The sequence below is a fragment of the Variovorax sp. 10L426 genome (genome assembly GCF_056395305.1).
Genome location: NZ_JBFTJF010000006.1, coordinates 17,223 through 33,863, shown reverse-complemented (window position 1 = coordinate 33,863; position 16,641 = coordinate 17,223). Strand labels below are relative to the sequence as shown.

General features: G+C 65.8%; 14 protein-coding genes and 1 tRNA gene. 10 read left to right on the top strand and 5 right to left on the bottom strand.

The window, feature by feature from the left end; all coding sequences use genetic code 11:
• Positions 1 to 3: 3 nt before the first annotated feature.
• Entirely contained in the window at positions 4 to 420 is a 417-nt protein-coding gene (locus AC1DHL_RS10435) for a VOC family protein (RefSeq protein ID WP_478161958.1), read from the bottom strand.
• Positions 421 to 481: 61 nt separating this feature from the next.
• On the opposite strand from AC1DHL_RS10435, the gene serS reads away from it, so the two are divergent.
• Both serS and AC1DHL_RS10425 read left to right on the top strand, forming a co-directional pair.
• Positions 482 to 1,813: a serine--tRNA ligase gene (gene serS, locus AC1DHL_RS10430; protein ID WP_478161957.1), complete on the top strand. Its 1,332-nt coding sequence runs from the start codon at positions 482 to 484 to the stop codon at positions 1,811 to 1,813.
• A gap of 47 nt (positions 1,814 to 1,860) precedes the next feature.
• Positions 1,861 to 1,950 (top strand) — tRNA-Ser (locus AC1DHL_RS10425).
• A gap of 50 nt (positions 1,951 to 2,000) precedes the next feature.
• On the opposite strand, the gene AC1DHL_RS10420 is transcribed toward AC1DHL_RS10425, so the two are convergent.
• A complete protein-coding gene (locus AC1DHL_RS10420) occupies positions 2,001 to 5,306 on the bottom strand; it encodes an adenylate/guanylate cyclase domain-containing protein (protein ID WP_478161956.1) in 3,306 nt (1,101 codons plus the stop codon).
• Positions 5,307 to 5,368: 62 nt separating this feature from the next.
• Positions 5,369 to 6,058 carry a GntR family transcriptional regulator gene (locus AC1DHL_RS10415; protein ID WP_478098707.1) on the bottom strand — a complete coding sequence of 230 codons (690 nt, stop codon included), beginning with the start codon at positions 6,056 to 6,058 and terminating at the stop codon, positions 5,369 to 5,371.
• Positions 6,059 to 6,311: 253 nt separating this feature from the next.
• Here AC1DHL_RS10415 and AC1DHL_RS10410 point away from each other — a divergent pair, with 253 nt between their 5' ends.
• The 6 genes from AC1DHL_RS10410 to AC1DHL_RS10385 are packed head-to-tail and all read left to right on the top strand — an operon-like array spanning position 6,312 to position 12,873.
• Positions 6,312 to 7,058, top strand: a complete 747-nt coding sequence (locus AC1DHL_RS10410; protein ID WP_478098197.1) for a DUF969 domain-containing protein — start codon at positions 6,312 to 6,314, stop codon at positions 7,056 to 7,058.
• 2 nt (positions 7,059 to 7,060) lie between these two features.
• Positions 7,061 to 8,017, top strand: a complete 957-nt coding sequence (locus tag AC1DHL_RS10405; RefSeq protein ID WP_478161955.1) for a DUF979 domain-containing protein — start codon at positions 7,061 to 7,063, stop codon at positions 8,015 to 8,017.
• A gap of 10 nt (positions 8,018 to 8,027) precedes the next feature.
• On the top strand, positions 8,028 to 8,702 hold the full coding sequence (gene pcp, locus AC1DHL_RS10400; protein WP_478161954.1) for a pyroglutamyl-peptidase I: 675 nt from the start codon (positions 8,028 to 8,030) through the stop codon (positions 8,700 to 8,702).
• 60 nt (positions 8,703 to 8,762) lie between these two features.
• Positions 8,763 to 9,545: a LamB/YcsF family protein gene (locus AC1DHL_RS10395; protein WP_478161953.1), complete on the top strand. Its 783-nt coding sequence runs from the start codon at positions 8,763 to 8,765 to the stop codon at positions 9,543 to 9,545.
• On the top strand, positions 9,545 to 11,140 hold the full coding sequence (gene pxpB / locus AC1DHL_RS10390; protein ID WP_478161952.1) for a 5-oxoprolinase subunit PxpB: 1,596 nt from the start codon (positions 9,545 to 9,547) through the stop codon (positions 11,138 to 11,140). Before AC1DHL_RS10395 ends, pxpB begins: the two co-directional genes overlap by 1 nt.
• Positions 11,137 to 12,873 (top strand): acetyl/propionyl/methylcrotonyl-CoA carboxylase subunit alpha, encoded by a 1,737-nt coding sequence (locus AC1DHL_RS10385; protein WP_478161951.1) that lies wholly within the window; start codon positions 11,137 to 11,139, stop codon positions 12,871 to 12,873. Before pxpB ends, AC1DHL_RS10385 begins: the two co-directional genes overlap by 4 nt.
• Here AC1DHL_RS10385 and AC1DHL_RS10380 read toward each other — a convergent pair.
• A complete protein-coding gene (locus tag AC1DHL_RS10380) occupies positions 12,854 to 13,837 on the bottom strand; it encodes a cation diffusion facilitator family transporter (RefSeq protein ID WP_478098188.1) in 984 nt (327 codons plus the stop codon). The two genes, AC1DHL_RS10385 and AC1DHL_RS10380, sit on opposite strands and share 20 nt — an antisense overlap.
• Before the next feature lie 261 nt (positions 13,838 to 14,098).
• On the opposite strand from AC1DHL_RS10380, the gene AC1DHL_RS10375 reads away from it, so the two are divergent.
• Both AC1DHL_RS10375 and shkS read left to right on the top strand, forming a co-directional pair.
• Complete coding sequence (locus AC1DHL_RS10375; RefSeq protein WP_478098186.1) at positions 14,099 to 14,359, top strand: hypothetical protein; 261 nt, start codon at positions 14,099 to 14,101, stop codon at positions 14,357 to 14,359.
• Between the two features lie 185 nt (positions 14,360 to 14,544).
• Positions 14,545 to 15,981, top strand: coding sequence for a surface-behavior sensor histidine kinase ShkS (gene shkS, locus AC1DHL_RS10370; RefSeq protein WP_478098182.1), 1,437 nt, complete (start codon positions 14,545 to 14,547; stop codon positions 15,979 to 15,981).
• 47 nt (positions 15,982 to 16,028) lie between these two features.
• Here the strand turns inward: shkS and AC1DHL_RS10365 are convergent, their stop codons facing one another.
• On the bottom strand, positions 16,029 to 16,631 hold the full coding sequence (locus AC1DHL_RS10365) for a LuxR C-terminal-related transcriptional regulator (RefSeq protein WP_478098179.1): 603 nt from the start codon (positions 16,629 to 16,631) through the stop codon (positions 16,029 to 16,031).
• Positions 16,632 to 16,641: the final 10 nt, after the last annotated feature.

Here is a 16,641-nt window from a genome sequence, read left to right as displayed (position 1 = left end):
AGCTCAGCTTTGCGCGGGCGTCTGCTCGCAGTTGACCATCCAGGGTACGCCGAACTTGTCTTCCAGCATGCCGAAACCGGCGGACCAGAAAGTCGCCGCATAGGGCATCGTCGCCTTGCCGCCTGCTGACAGGGCGTTGAAGAGCTGTTCGCCTTCCTTCACGTCCTTGGCCTGCACCGAGAGCGAGAAGCCTTTGTAGCCCTCGAACTTGAAGCCGGGCGGTGCGTCGGAGGCCATCAGCTTCTGGCCACGCGCCTCCAGCGTGGCATGCATGATCTTGTTCTTGAAGTCAGCGGGAGTGTCGGCCCCCATGGGGCTTTCGCCGAAGGTCATGCTGAATGCGATCTTGCCGCCGAGGCACTTGGCGTAGAACGCGAGCGCTTCGGCCGCGTTGCCGTTGAATGTCAAATAGGCTTCCATGCGATCTCCTTGAGGTGAACGGGCAGGGGAAGACGATCCTACGCGCACCTAAAATCGCGCAATGCTCGATATCACTCTGTTACGCAAGGACCTCGCTTCGGTCGTGGCGCGCCTCGAAACGCGCAAGAAGAACCAGCCCTACCTCGACGTGGCCAAGTTCAGCGCGCTCGAAGCCGAACGCAAGACCTTGCAGACCCGCACCGAGGAATTGCAGGCCCGCCGCAATGCCCTGAACAAGCAAATCGGGCCGTTGAAGGCCAAGGGCGAATCAGTTGATGCGCTGATGGCAGAAGTCAACGCGCTCAAGGCGGAACAGGAATCCTCGGCCACGCGTCTCGACGAAATCCAGCCCGAACTCCACGCACTGCTGCTGGCCGTGCCGAACCTTCCGCACGCCAGCGTGCCGGTCGGCGAGGACGAACAGGCCAATGTCGAAATCCGTCGCTGGAGCCCGAAGGGCGGCGCGGGCGGGTCCGCAACGCCGCTGTCTTTCACGGCCAGGGACCATGTGGATCTCGGGACACCGCTCGGGCTCGACTTCGAGACGGGCGCCAAGCTTTCCGGGTCGCGCTTCTCAGTGATGAAGGGACCGATCGCGCGCCTGCATCGTGCGCTTTCGCAGTTCATGCTGGACATCCAGACACAGGAGCACGGCTATACCGAGTGCTATGTGCCCTACATCGTCAATGCCGACACGCTGCGCGGCACCGGCCAGTTGCCCAAGTTCGAAGGCGACCTGTTCGCCGCGAAGAAGGGCGGGCAGGACGGCGAACCGGCACCCGACCATTCAGCGCTCTACCTCATTCCGACGAGCGAAGTGCCGCTGACGAACTTCGTGCGCGACGAAGTGGTGGTCGAGTCGCAGTTGCCGATCAGGCTCACGGCGCATACGCCGTGCTTCCGGTCGGAAGCAGGCAGCGCCGGCCGCGACACACGCGGGATGATTCGCCAGCACCAGTTCGACAAGGTCGAGATGGTGCAGATCACGCACCCCGAGAAGAGCTACGAGGCACTGGAAGCAATGGTGGGTCACGCCGAGGCCGTGCTTCAGGCGCTGGACTTGCCATATCGCGTCGTGCTGTTGAGTTCGGGCGACATGGGATTCGGCTCCACCAAGACCTACGACCTCGAAGTGTGGCTGCCGGCCCAGGACACTTACCGCGAGATCAGCTCGGTCTCGAACTGCGAGGCCTTCCAGGCCCGCCGTCTTCAAGCTCGCTTCAAGAACGCACAGGGCAAGAACGAACTCGTCCACACGCTCAACGGCTCGGGTCTGGCGGTGGGGCGTACGCTGGTGGCGGTTCTGGAGAATCACCAGAACGAAGACGGCTCGATCAACGTGCCGGCGGCGTTGCGCCCCTATCTGGGCGGCATCGAAGTGCTGCGCGGCTGAAAAAACGCGATTTCGGGTCTGCTAGAATCGCGGGCTCGACAGACACCGGAGAGGTGGCAGAGTGGTCGAATGTACCTGACTCGAAATCAGGCGTACGTGCGAACGTACCGAGGGTTCGAATCCCTCCCTCTCCTCCAGAAAAACAACCTAGGTAATTGATTTACCTAGGTTTTTTTTCGCCTGCGGGTCATGCCAGGACGTCATCGATGCCCGACAGGGCCCAGCCGTTGCCGGCAGCGATGGCGCTCGCCCGGACCCGGGCCAAGCGCTCCTTCGCCGCTACGTCCACGCCTGATTCCATCGCGGCGGCAATGGCGCGCGCTCGCTCGACCATGAGTTCGATCCAGGGAAGCGGCTCGCTGCGGAACTGGGTCTCCAGCTTGCCGGCATAGTCCAGCGCGGCTCCCGTTTCGCGCGCCGCAAGACTCGCCTCGATGGCATCCCGGTAGAACCAGAGATGACTGTGCGCCAGGCCGGTGGTCTTCAACAGGGCTTCGCCCTCGGCCAAGTGCTGTCTGCGTTGCTCAGGGGTCGCGGCGACGCGTGCAAGCCGCCCCTGCAGGGCGGCGCCGATGAATCCGAGACCGGTCTGCCGGGCGAGTTCAAAGGCCAGATCGAGATCGTCGCGGGCCTGCGCCCGGTCGCCTCGCCGCATGTTGTGCTCCGCCGAAAAATACAACACGGTCGCCTCGTAGCGCCGTGAACCAGCCATTCTCGCCAGTGCAAGCGCCTGCGCGTAGGCAACTCTGGCTTCGTCAAAGAGTCCGGCTTCGGTGAGAACCTGGGTCACCGTCGCCTGGGCGAACACCTGCACCGGCACGACACCGAACCGCAATGCGTCATCGCATGCCGACCGTGCTTCGACGAGGGCGTCGGGCAACTGGTTCTCGTACCAGAGGCAGTGACCGATCATGCAGCGGTTGGGGCCCGCGATCCTGATCTGGCCGTTGCAGAGCGCGACGCAGCGCCTGAAGTATTCGAGCGCGCTGCCCATGCGCCCCTGCGCGTAGCGCGAGTCACCCAGGCCGCTGAGCGCGCGCGCCTGGCTCTCGGCATCGCCACACTGTTCCGCATACTGCAAGGCGAGCACATGCTGGGCGTCGCACTCCTCGATGCGGCCCTGCGAAAAGTAGAGATTGCCGCGCGTGTGATGGATGCGCGAGCGCTCGACGGTCAGCGCCAGTTGCTCGGCGATCGGCTCCGCAGCGCCGAGCGCCTCCATCGCCGCCGCGAATTCGCCCGTGACCCGGTAGCCCGCGGCAATGCCCATCGAGGCGCTGCAACGCTGCAGATCGTCGCCCGCCAGTTCGCGCGCCGCTTGGTAGGCGACGATCGACTCCCTGGAGCGTCCGATCTCGCGCAACACCTCACCACAGAGAAGCGCAAGTTGGCAGCCGACGCGCGCATCGCCCCGCGCCGGGTCGGCCGCCAGTGCACTGCCACGTTCGGCCAACCGGAGGGCGGACTCGAAGCGCATCCGGCTGGCTTCCTGCGTGGCTGCGCGCAAGTAGGCCGGTGCGGCGGCCGCGTCTTCGGCTCGGTCGAGATGCTCTGCCTGAAGCACGCAATCGTCGTCGCCGAACCACCGCGCCGCTGCCAGGTGCAATTCGCGTCGACGGCTCTTGAGCGTCGAGGCGTAGACCGCCTCCTGGATCAGCGCATGCGCGAACATGAAATCAGGGCCATCAGGCCGCACGAGATCGGCCGCCAGGAGAACATTGCAGTTCGCGTTCGGCTCGGCCCCGACGCCGCGCAAATTGGCGAGGGAGAAACGCTTGCCGATGACGGCCGCGGCCTGCAGTGCGGCGCGATCGGCCGCAGCGAGGCGGTCCATGCGTTCGAGCACCAGGCTCTGGATGGTCGGCGGCACCGCCGGCATGAGCCCCGGCGTCTCGTTCGCCTTCGCGGTCCGCAGCAGTTGCTCGAGGAACAGCGGGTTGCCCTCGGCGCGCTCGATGCAAAGAAGCGCGAAGCGGCTCGATGCCTCGACCAGGCTGCCTGCCAGCAACTGCGCCTCATGAGGCCGCAGCGGCGCAAGGTCGATGGTCATGAAGGCGCTGCCGTGGATCGACGCGCGCCATGCCTTGTCGATCGGGTCGCCCTCTATGCGCGAGGTGAGCAGCAGGATCATCGGCGCGCGCGCCGCGGCCCGCGTGACGGCTCCCAGCAGACGCAGCAGTTCCGGCGACGCCCAATGGATGTCTTCGACCAGAATGAGTTGCGGGCAAACGGCGGCCGCGCGCATCAACACGGCTGTCAGCGCATCGCTCTGACGCCGCTGTCGGGTCTCGTTGTCCATTGCCTCGAATATCGCCTCGAGCGCCTTCGGCCGGGGCAGGTCGAGCCACTCGGTGACGAAAGGCAATTCATCGTCGGTCATGAGGCCGCTGTATGTCGCTGTCTGAACCGCCGCCTGCCGCAAGGCCTCGTCATCGATCGCGCCCACGCGCAACACGGCCTTCAACAGCGTCGCTATGGCATCCTGACCCTTGCCGACGCCGAAGTCCAACACCTGCGCAGAAGGCGTATCGAACGACTGTTCACGCGCGCGGGAGCGGAACTCTTCGACCAGCCGCGACTTGCCAATGCCTGCGTCGCCGCGAACCAGCACCGCCGATCCGACGCCCGTCTCGCGCGCCGCATCGAGCACGCCGACGAGCTGCCGCAACTCGGCCTGGCGCCCCACGAAATTCATGCGTTCGGCGCGCGGCGCGTGCAGCCCCAGCACGCGCCATACGACCACCGGAGCGTCGAAGCCCTTCACGACTTGCTCTCCGACGGCCTGGGTTTCGACGATGGAGGAGATCTCGCCAAACAGTGCGTCGGAGATCAGCGTCTCGCCGGATCTCGCGAGCGCGTCGAGACGCGCGGCAAGGTTGACCGTATCGCCGGTGACCGAGTACTTGGATTTGCCGCCGCCGGTGATGGTCGCGGCGACGACCTCGCCCCGGGAGATGCCGATGTGAAGCCGCAGCGGAACGCCAGCGCAGTCGAGCACGGTAGCGGCAGCAGTGTGCATCGCGAGCGCGGCGCGCACCGCCCGCTGCGCGTCGTTGCCGTGCGCAACGGGAGCGCCGAAGACTGCCATGACCGCATCGCCGGCCCGGTCGATGACGCTGCCGCCATGTGATTCGACCACCGCGTCCATTGCATCGAAGAAGCGTCCGAGCATCTCGCGGATCTGCTCCGGATCGCTGCGCGAACACATGGCGGTATAGCCGCTGATGTCCGCGAACAGCACGGCCGCCTGGCGGCGGTCGGCGATCGCGGATTCCGGGAGCCGGGGTCCTCCAGGCGTGACGGGTGCCGGCTTGGCGGCCGCTGCGATTCCCGGCGCCGCGCGTTGGGCTGGCGTCCCGCACTCGCTGCAAAACTTGGCCTGCGCTGGAAGCGCATGACCGCAGTTCGCACACTGACGGGGCAAGGCAGTGCCGCATTCCTCGCAGAACTTGGCGCCCAACGAGTTCGCATGCAGACACTGAGGACATTGCATGCGGGCGAGTTTATCGCTGGGTCCGTGGCGCGCGTCGACTGGATGAAACGCTCGACGAGAGCTCAGATCCCGCTCAAATCCGCACTTTCGATACGACGGGCGTAGGCGGCAAGAACGATGCGCTCGGAATGCACGAGGTAGTCGCCGAGCTCGATCGCGGCCTTGGCAAACTCGCCCGCTTCGGCCAACTCGAGAATCTTCATGTTCATGTCGACGTACGGCGCATGCAAGAACTCGGGATCTTGCAGCAGCCCGAAGGCGAGCCGAAGTTCGGCCAGCACCTGCGCAAACATGAGGTTGAGGCGTTCGCTGTCGGCCAACTCGACGATGGACATGTGGAAGGCCATGTTCGCCGTGCCCACGCCCAGCCAGTCCGACGCGGCGCGGCTGCGTGTTGCCGTTTCCACCGCTTCGCGCATGCGGGCCTTGGCCGGATGGCGCGGATACGCCTGCCGCAGCGCCTGGCATTCGATCAACCGGCGGACGCGGTAGATGTCGATGATCGACGCGATGCTGGGAATCGCAACAAACACACCGCGATTGGGCGCATGCTTGAGGAGGCCGTCCTTGGTCAGCACCCGGAAGACCTCTCTGAGCGTGTTGCGCGAGATCTCCAGCTTCTCGCTGAGCGCTTGCTCGGACAGGCGCTGACCCGGAGAAAACTCGCCCTGGGTGATCATCCGCCGAAGTTGCTCGGCGATGCGTTCACTCAGCGTCAAGAGAGTCGACGGCATCGGCGCAGGTTGTTTCATTGGTGAGCTATTCGATGAAGGTTGCCGGCGGTTGTAGCAGATCGGCCAATCAGTCAACGAGTTTTGCCACTGGGATTGCGGGTTTGCACCAATGATTGACCTTCGATGATGGATCAACAATCTATGTATTGTTCAACAATATTAGATGTTTAAGCCAGTCAATCAAATTGAATGATTGATCGATTGGCACGCATTTTGCGATCGTTGAAACCGGTTCTGTTCAATCCATCGACGTTTTCAAGGAGCGATCCTCATGGCAAGCGACATCCATCTATGGCCCCTGATCGGGGTGGCCGTCATCATTGCGGGCTTCATCCTGCGCTTCAATCCGATGCTGGTCGTGATCGTTACCGCGATCGTGACGGCCTTCGCCGCAGGCTTTCCTTTGGACAAGATCCTCGCCACCATCGGCACCGGGTTCGTCAAGACACGCAATCTGCCGCTCATCATCCTGCTGCCGCTGACGGTGATCGGCTTGCTTGAGCGGCACGGGTTGCGCCAGCATGCACAAGACTGGATCAGCCGCTTCAAATCGGCGACCGCCGGGCGTTTGCTCATCGTCTACCTGGGTGCCCGGCAGTTGACGGCCGCCGTGGGGCTGACCAGCCTCGGCGGGCATCCCCAGATGGTCCGCCCGCTGCTGGCGCCCATGGCCGAGGGTGCGACGGAAGCCCGCTACGGAACGCTGCCCGAGCGTGTGCGGCACAAGCTGCGTGCCTACGCGGCCGCCACCGACAACGTGGGCCTGTTCTTCGGTGAAGACATGTTCGTGGCCTTCGGCGCGATCGTGCTCATGACCACCTTCCTGCACGAGGCAGGCATCGATGTCGAGCCGATTCACGTTGCAGTGTGGGGTATCCCGACGGCGGTATCGGCCTTCATCATCCATGCCTGGCGATTGCGCAGGCTCGACAAGTTGCTGGCCGACGAACTGGCGAAGGCCCCTGCGGCCTCCGAGTCCGATGCGGCGCCAGCCGCCGTCAGCAAGCAAGGGGTCTGATCATGGTGCTGTCCATCGTTCACCTTTATTACCTGGTCGGCGCGATCCTGGCGCTCACCGCAGTGATGACGCTGGCCGACCGCCAGCATCCGAAGCGCTACTCCAGCGCACTGTTCTGGGGCCTGTACTCGCTGGTGTTTCTCGTCGGCGACCAATTGCCGCCCGTCTGGGTCGGCGTGGGCGCGATCGTGATGGCGTTGATCGCCGGGTTCGGCGGCGTCGGCGCGGGCCACCATGCCGCGCGCTCGGTCGCCGAATACGCCGCCAGCGCCAAGCGACTGGGCAACAAGCTCTTCATCCCGGCGCTGGCCATTCCGCTGCTGACCATGGCGGGCACGCTGTCGGCGAGCCACTTGATCATCGGCGGCGTGCCGCTGCTGGACCCGAAGAACACGACGCTCGTGAGCCTCGGTATCGGCTGCATCGTCGCGCTGGGGCTGGCCTGTTGGCTGACCCGCGAGACGCCGGCGCAGGCCATCCGCGAATCGCGCCGTCTGACCGATGCGCTCGGCTGGGCGCTCGTGCTGCCCCAGATGCTGGGCATGCTGGGGCTGGTGTTCTCCGACGCGGGTGTGGGCAAGGCGGTCGCGTATCTCACGACCAGCTACATCAACATGGACGTGCGCTTCTTCGCAGTGGCGGTCTATGTGATCGGCATGGCGCTGTTCACCGTGATCATGGGCAATGGTTTCGCGGCGTTCCCGGTCATGACCGGCGGCGTGGGCGTGCCGATCCTGGTCGGCGTGTACCACGGCAACCCGGCGGTGATGGCCGCGGTCGGCATGCTGTCCGGCTATTGCGGCACGCTGCTGACGCCGATGGCCGCCAACTTCAACATCGTGCCGGCCGCGCTGCTCGAACTGCCCGACAAGAACGCGGTGATCCGCGTGCAGGTGCCGACGGCGCTGACGCTGCTCACAGTGAACGTTTTCCTCCTCTATTTCCTCATGTTCCGTTGAGGACCCTGTCATGAAACAAGCACGCGAATCGGACCGCCGCGTCCTGGTGACGGGCTTCGAGCCCTTCGACCGCGATACGGTCAACCCCTCGTGGGAAGTCGCCAGGGCCCTGGACGGCTGGGTCTGCGAGGGCGCCGAAGTCAAGGCAGCGCAGTTGCCGTGCGTGTTCGGCAGCGCCATCGATCGGCTCGACAGCGCGTTGGCCGAATACCGTCCGACGCTCATCGTCGCGCTGGGCCTGGCCGGCACACGCGCCGAGATCTCGCCCGAGCGCGTGGCGATCAATGTCGACGATGCCCGCATCCCCGACAACGGCGGGCGCCAGCCGATCGATGTGCCGGTGGTGCGCGGCGCCCCGGCGGCGTACTTTTCCACCTTGCCGATCAAGGCGATCGTGCGCGACATGCGCGCGGCGGGCGTTCCGGCATCGGTGTCCAACACGGCGGGCACTTTCGTCTGCAACCACATCTTCTATGCGCTGATGCATCGGCTGGCGACGCGGCCCGAGCTGGCTGCCGCGCGGGGTGGCTTCGTCCATCTGCCTTGCTTGCCGGAGCAGGCGGCCCGCCTCGGTGGTACACCCAGCATGGCGCTCGCCACCCAGATCGAGGGTCTGCGCACGCTGCTGCGAACTGCGCTCACCGTGCGCGAAGATGCGCGGGAAACCGGCGGTCAACTCGATTGACCGCTTGAAGAAAAATCCGGCCGCGTCGCATCGCGCGCGGTGGTCATTCAGGGGCTCCAAATGAACATCGACTTGAACAGCGACCTCGGCGAAAGCCTGGGCGCATGGCGCATGGGCGACGACGACGCCATGCTCGGCATCGTGAGCAGCGCCAACGTGGCCTGCGGCTTTCATGCGGGCGATCCAGCCGGCATTCTCCAGACCCTGAGGCGGGCCAAGGCCAAGCGCGTCGTGGTCGGCGCCCATGTGTCCTATCCGGACCTCATCGGATTCGGCCGTCGTGCGATGGATGTGGCCAGTGCCGACCTGCGGGCGGATGTGATCTACCAGATCGGCGCACTGAAAGGCCTCGCCGCGGCGGCCGGCACCGAGGTGCGCTACGTCAAGCCGCACGGCGCGCTCTACAACACCATCGCGCATGACGAGCGACAGGCGAACGACGTCATCGCCGCGATCCGCGAAATCGATGCCGGCCTGAGCCTCGTCGCGCTGGCGGGCTCGCCGCTGCTGGGCTGGGCGCGTGCGCAGGGCTTGCGCGTCGTGGCGGAAGCCTTTGCCGACCGGGCCTACATGCCGGACGGCTCGTTGGTCTCGCGGCGGCAGGCCGGCTCGGTGCTGCACGATCCGCAGGAAGTCGCCGAGCGCATGTTGCGCCTCGCCAAGGAAGGCGTCGTCACGGCCATCGACGGCAGCACGGTGAGCATCCAGGCCGATTCGATCTGCGTCCACGGCGACAGCCCCGGCGCGGTCGAGATGGCGCGGCAGGTGCGCCTGCTGCTCGAAGGCGCCGGTGTCGTCGTTCGCTCATTCGCTGGCCCGGCCGACGTCGATCAGGGGGCTTGATGCGCTTCCTCCCCGTCAATCTCGACGCCGTGCTCGTCGAGCTGGACGACCTGTCTCAAACGCTGGCGTTGCTGGCGTCGTTGCAGGCCGAGCCCATCACAGGCGTGGGCGAAATCGTACCCGCTGCGCGCACGCTGTTGGTGAGCTTTCGCCCCGCCGCGATTGCGCGTTCGGAGCTGATCGAGCGCATCAGCCTTTGCAGCGTCGACGCACGCGCCGAGGTGGCCGGCGACCGGATCGAGATTCCCGTCACCTACAACGGTGAAGACCTCGACGAAGTGGCCCGGCTGCTGGAGATTTCGCCCGCGGAACTGGTCCGCCGCCATACGGGCAGCGACTACACCGTGGCCTTCACCGGCTTCGCGCCGGGATTCGCCTATCTCAGCGGCGGCCATCCGAGTCTCAACGTGCCACGTCGCGCAACGCCGCGCACGCGTATTCCGGCGGGGGCAGTGGGCTTGGCGGGCAGTTTCAGCGGCGTCTATCCGCAGGCGAGCCCTGGGGGATGGCAGATCATCGGCGTGACCGCCACGCCCATGTGGGACCTCTCGCGTGAACGGCCTGCGCTGTTGCAGCCCGGTCAGCGCGTGCGCTTCGTCGACGTGGGGTCGCAAGCGGCAGCACCCGCCGCATCGGAGCCGGCGCTCAGCGAGGTGCGATCCGCTGCACATGCGGGCGGCGCAGCGCTGGAAGTCCGCCAGAGCGGGTTGCAGGCGCTCTTCCAGGACCTGGGTCGTCACGGCCAGGCAGGGCAGGGCGTTTCGACATCGGGCGCGATGGACTGGGCCTCGCTGCGCGCAGCCAATCGGCTGGTGGGCAATGACCCTGACGCAGCTTGTCTTGAAATCGTCTACGGCGGCTTCCGACTCGTTTGTCGGGGTGAGGCAGTCGTGGCCGTCACAGGTGCCGAGGCGCCGCTCGAACTCATTGCAGGCAACGACGCGCGCTGGCCTGTGCCGCGCCATGCCCCTGTCGCGCTGACCGATGGCGACGCCCTCTTGCTTGGCGATCCACGCGCTGGCATTCGCTCGTACGTGGCGGTACGCGGCGGCTTTGAAGTGACGCCGGTGCTCGGCAGCTGCGCGACCGACACCCTGGCGAACATCGGACCCCGCCCGCTCGCGGCAGGCGATGTGCTGCCGATACGGCCGGTGGCGCGCGGTGCCGTGGTGGCGCTGCCCGAGTCGGCACCGGATGACCTGCCGACGCTCAGCGAAGTCATCACGCTTGATGTCGTGATGGGACCGCGCACCGACTGGTTCACGCCCGAGACCATCGAGTTGCTCGCCAGCCAGACGTGGACGGTCACTCCCCAATCCAATCGCGTCGGAGTCCGCCTCTCGGGTGAGCGACCGCTGGCACGCACCGCAGCCATGGAAGGCGCCGAACTGCCCAGCGAAGGCACGGCGCTCGGTGCGCTGCAGGTGCCACCCAACGGGCAGCCCGTGCTGTTCACGGCCGACCATCCGCTGACGGGCGGCTATCCCGTGATCGCATCGGTCGCCACCTATCACCTCGACCGCGCAGGGCAGTTGCCAATCGGCGCCCGCGTCCGCCTTCGCCCGATATCGCTCGCCAACCATTCACGCTCATGAAAAAAGTCCTCATTGCCAATCGCGGCGAGATCGCCGTGCGAATCGCCCGCGCCTGTGCCGACTATGGCGTGCAGTCGGTCGCGGTCTATGCCGACGCCGACATCGATGCACTCCACGCGCGCATGGCCGACGAGGCCCATGGGCTCGACGGCGACAGGCCGGCCGATACTTACCTGAGCATCGACAAGCTGCTCGCCGTCGCAGCGCGCTCTGGTGCGGATGCAGTGCATCCCGGCTACGGCTTCCTGTCGGAGAGCGCAGCCTTCGCCCAGGCCGTCATCGATGCTGGCCTGACCTGGATCGGGCCGCCGCCCGCCGCGATCGAGCGGCTCGGCGACAAGGTGCAGGCACGCAAGATCGCGCTCCAAGTGGGTGCACCGCTGGTTGCGGGCACCGCCGATCCGGTGAGCGGCGCACAGGACGTGCTGGCCTTCGCGGAAAAGCATGGCCTGCCCATCGCGATCAAGGCGGCCTTCGGCGGCGGCGGTCGGGGGCTCAAAGTGGCCTGGCGCATGGATGAAGTGGCCGATCTCTACGAGTCGGCCGTCCGCGAAGCCGTGATGGCCTTCGGCCGCGGCGAATGCTTCGTCGAGCAATTCCTCGATCGACCCCGCCACATCGAGGCGCAAGTGATTGCCGACACGCACGGTCAGGTGGTCGTGCTCGGCACGCGCGATTGCTCGCTGCAGCGGCGCAACCAGAAACTGGTGGAAGAGGCGCCCGCGCCGTTCATCGACGACGCACAGCGCGAGCGTATTCACCAGGCCGCGCGCGACGTTTGCGCAAAGGCGGGCTATGTGGGCGCCGGTACGGTGGAGTTCCTGCTCAGTGCGTCGGGCGCCATCTCTTTCCTCGAAGTCAATACGCGCCTGCAAGTCGAGCACCCGGTGACGGAGGAAACCTGCGGGATCGATCTGGTCGTGGAGCAACTGCGCATCGCCGACGGACACCCGCTGTCGGTCGCGCAGACGCCAACGGCGCGCGGCCATGCGATCGAGTTCCGCATCAATGCCGAGGACGTGGGCCGCGGCTTTCTGCCTTCACCCGGCCGTGTGCTCGCGTTCGAGCCGCCGTCGGGCCCCGGTGTTCGCCTGGACACCGGCGTGGTGTCCGGCTCGACGGTGCCCGGCACTTTCGATTCGCTCATGGCCAAGCTGATCGTCACAGGTGCCACCCGCGAGCAGGCCATGGCCCGCGCCCGGCGTGCATTGGCGGAGTTCCGCATCGAAGGCGTGGCCTCGGTGCTGCCCTTTCATCGCGCCGTCGTGGCCCATTCCGACTTCGTGGGAGGCGACGGCTTCAAGGTGCACACCCGCTGGATCGAGACCGACTTCGCTCCCGAACTGGCGGCGGCGGCGCGCCCCGAGCCTCTACCCGCTACGGCGCTTCATCGCACGGTCATGGAAATCGACGGCCGCCGCGTTGCGCTGGGCTTGCCGGCCGAACTGCTGCGCGGGATTCAGTCTGCCGGTGCCGCGGATGCCTCCCCGAAACTCGCGCCTGAGGCCGCATCGGATCGCGACGAGGCTGCTGTGGCAGCCCCTGTAGCGGGAACCCTGCGCGCATGGAAAAGCGAGGAAGGCGCCGAGGTTGCGCAAGGTGAGGTCATTGCCGTCATGGAGGCAATGAAGATGGAAATGCAGGTCTGCGCGCACCGTGCCGGTCGGCTTGCGCGCAGCGTCGAGGCCGGTGGGTACGTGAATGTCGGCGCCGTCATCGCGCGGATCGAATAGCAACGCCAACATCCTCGGGCGTGGCGAGCGCAAAGATCGCGCGCGCGACGGACTTGTGCTCCATCACGCGCAATTCCAGATCGTGCAGGATGCGCGCAAGCTCGGTCTGCGTCGGCTCGCCCGCGATCACGACGCGGGCGGCGACGAGCAGGCGGTCCGGCCCGACGAATTCGGCGAAGAAGTAGGTCACGCGTTCGACGCGGGGATCCTTCTCGATCGCTTGCACGGCCATCGCGCTGCGTTCATCCGACAACGGGACGCCAGCCAGAAACCGGCGGTTCTGATTGATGAGGAACAGGCCCGCCACGCCCATCAGGAGCCCGATCAGGATCGACCCCATCGCGTCATAGAACGCCTTTCCGGTGAGCTGGTGCAATGCCATGCCCAGCCCGGCCGCGATCAGGCCGACGAGGGAGATGAAGTCACCGATCACCACCGCACGCAGCTGGGAATCGGACGTGTCGAACACGTGCTTGAAGATGCCCGAGTCTCGTTCGGCGGCGCGTGCCCGCACAAAGCGGACCGCCCGCACGAACGACACTTGCTGGAGCACGAGCGATACCGCGATGACGGCGTATCCGAAGCGGTAGTCGTTGGGCGTCTCGGCGCTGCCGAGCTGCGCCATGCCGCGCCAGATGGCGATCTGGGCGCCGACCACGAACATGACGATCGAAGCGAACAGAGACCACACGAAGGACTCGCGGCCGTAGCCCAGCGGGTGTTGTGGGTCGGCCGGACGGCGCGCCGCAAGGTAGCCGACCACGAGGAAGATCTCGGACACCGTGCCGATCCACGAATGCACGGCCTCTGCGAGCATCGACGCCGAACCCGTCGCCGAGGCCGCCAGTGTCTTGCACACCGCAATGAACGCGCTCCCGGCGAACGCGAGTGCGATCGTGACTCTGAGTTGCCGCACCTGGGCGTCAGTGCCCAGGCGGCGATGGAGGCGACTGAACTCCCTCATGGTGGATCCAGGGTTGATGGCCGCCAACTGTAAGCTCGTCCGGGCGCAGGCATCGGATCGCCGCGCGCGGGATTCTGACGACGGGCTGAGATACCCCGCCGCCAGGCGGGCCTCCTGCCGGATGTCTTGGGCTTGAAACAGGCTTGCCGCAAGATGCGCCTTGTAGACAGTCGATCGGCGCTGGTAGGGGATGCTTCGGCAGCCGCCCGGACCGGGTGGTTCCCCGATGCCATCGACTGTCGTTGTTATGCTTGGAGGGCTATGCTCGACTCATCACTTGAGCCAGACCTTCCGGCTGGCTGGACTTGCAGAATTGACCTGAATCCCTCGCCGGAGGGCACGTACTCGGGCAAGGCGGAGTTGAGCTTCAAGGGCGCACAGCGCTGCGTTCTCGTCATCGCCCAACAGCCGAGCCGCGAGGCGGCGCTGGGGCGCGTGAAATACCGAGCGGAATACTTCGTGTCGGAGTGGACTTCTCGTCCGCATACAGGCAATACGGGATTTGCCGACCTGACCATCTAGCGTTGCCGCGGGCACGTTGTGCGCGCGCGACGATTTCGGGAAGGTCTCGACTGAAGACCCGAGCGCGGGCAATTAAGATGGAGCGCGTGGCAGGCCGCTGCTTGGTGGGCGGTCTGCAGCCGCATGCAGGGCCCCTCGCGAGGGGCCTTTTTTTGCGGCCTGACTGACAGGGGGGCAGTAATGCCATGATGGGAAATTCGTCGTTCGCGGGTCTGGGTAATTCGTCTTTTGCGAGTTTGACGCCGGCGCCTGCTTCCGCCGACGAGGCCGAACCGTGGGTCCGTGGCGAGCTGATTCGCAGCCTGATGCGGGCTTCGCGCGGCTCGTACCTGCTGGCCGCGGCGTTGATGCCCGCGATGGTCGGCTTGAGCTGGGGCTACGTACCGAGCTGGCAACTGATCGCGTGGCTGTGCATCGGCATTGCCGCGACGGGTTGCCGTATCTGGGGCGAGCAGATCTATGCGCGTCACTACGCCGACCGCGACTCCGCGGCGCAACAGTATTTCGTCGACCACTATCGCATTCTCTGGGCCACCAGCGCGTTTGCATGGGGCCTGTCGATCCTGATCTTCTTCGAGCGCACGCCGCTCGTGAACCAGTTCATGAGCTGGCTCATCGTCGCCGGCGTGGCGACCTTTCCGCTCAACGGGCTCGCGCTGCATCCGCCGCTGCTCAAGCGCTACGTCAACACGCTGTTCTTCACGATGCTGGCGTCGATCGTCCTGCGGATGATCGAGCTCAACTTCGAGCGGCCGCATTTCCACTACGGCTTCCTGATGTTGCCGGGCCTGCATTGGTGGCTGCTGCTGCGGGCGGGGCGGCGCATCCACGAGACCGCGCGCAACAGCTTCGAGCTGCTGTTCCACAACCACATCCTGATCAATTCGCTCACGCAGCAGCGGCAAGCGGCCGTGTCGGCCGTGGCGATGAAGAACCGCTTCCTCGCCAGCGCGGCGCACGACATGCGCCAGCCTGTGCTGGCGCTTTCGCTCTACGCCGACTGGTTGCGCAACGAGCCCGAGTTGGTCGCCGAGATCGCGCCGAAGATCGTCCGTGCGACGCACGCGGTGAATGCGCTGTTCGATTCGCTGTTCGACCTTGCGCGCATCGATTCAGGGCAGGTGAGGCTGCACATCGAGCGGGTCGACGTTGCCCAGTTGCTGCACGACCTGGAGCTGCAGTACCGCCCTGTTGCCGAAGCCAAGGGCCTGACCTTCAGGATCCACGTGACGCCCGGGACGGTGCTGACGGATCCGATCCGCGTACGTCGCATGATCGGCAACCTGCTCGCCAATGCCATCAAGTACACCGCCGAAGGCGGTGTGCTGCTGGCATCGAGGCAGACGCGCGACGGATTGCGCGTCGAGGTATGGGACACCGGCATCGGCATCGCGCGGGAGCACCTGCGGGACGTGTTCCTGGAGTTCTACAAGGTGGCCGACCATGCCGGCACCTCTGACGGCTTTGGCCTCGGCCTCGCCATCGTGGCGCGCCTGTCGCACGCCCTGGGCCATCCGGTCAGCGTGCGATCCCGCCTCGGCCGCGGCAGCGTGTTCCGCGTCGCATTGCACGACGCGGACGAAACCCAAGCCCAGACAAGAATTTCAGGCGCAGTCGGCTGACTTCGCCGGAGCCGCAGGCATTGCCCCTGGCAGGGGGCAAGCCTGGTTTAGCTCGAAGACGAGAGCAATCCGTTGGTGCGCGCGTGGTGCAGGGCCTGCGTCCGGCTCTTCACGCCGAGCCGACGGAACAGGCGCCATAGATGCACCTTCACGGTGTGCTCGCTGATATCGAGTTCGGTGGCGATGTCGCGGTTGCTCATGCCTTGATCGAGCATCGCGATGAGCTGGGTCTGGCGCTTCGAGAGCTTGCTGTTGGCTGCTGCCACCGGTTCCTCGGTTTCGGAATCGGCCATCAGCAGGCCGCGCAATGCGGCGGTGAGTTCCGCCGAGCTGGCGGACTTCTCGATGTAGGTGTCGGCGCCAGCTTCGATGCAGGCCTCTTCCATGTCGGCGGAGGGCGACGCGGAATAGACCGCGATCGGTACGTCCGGATAGGCATGCTTCACCGCGACCACGCCGGAGACACCGGTCGTGTCCGGCAGCTTCAGGTCCAGGCAGAAGAGGCCCGGCGCGCCGTGCTGCTTGACCGCGCCAGCCAGCTTGTCGAGGCGTTCGAGCTCGACGATGTTCTCGGCCGGTCGAAGGCGCCGCAGCACCATCACGATGGCGTCGCGCATCAGGGGGTGGTCATCGATGACGTAGATACTCATGGTTTTCTCA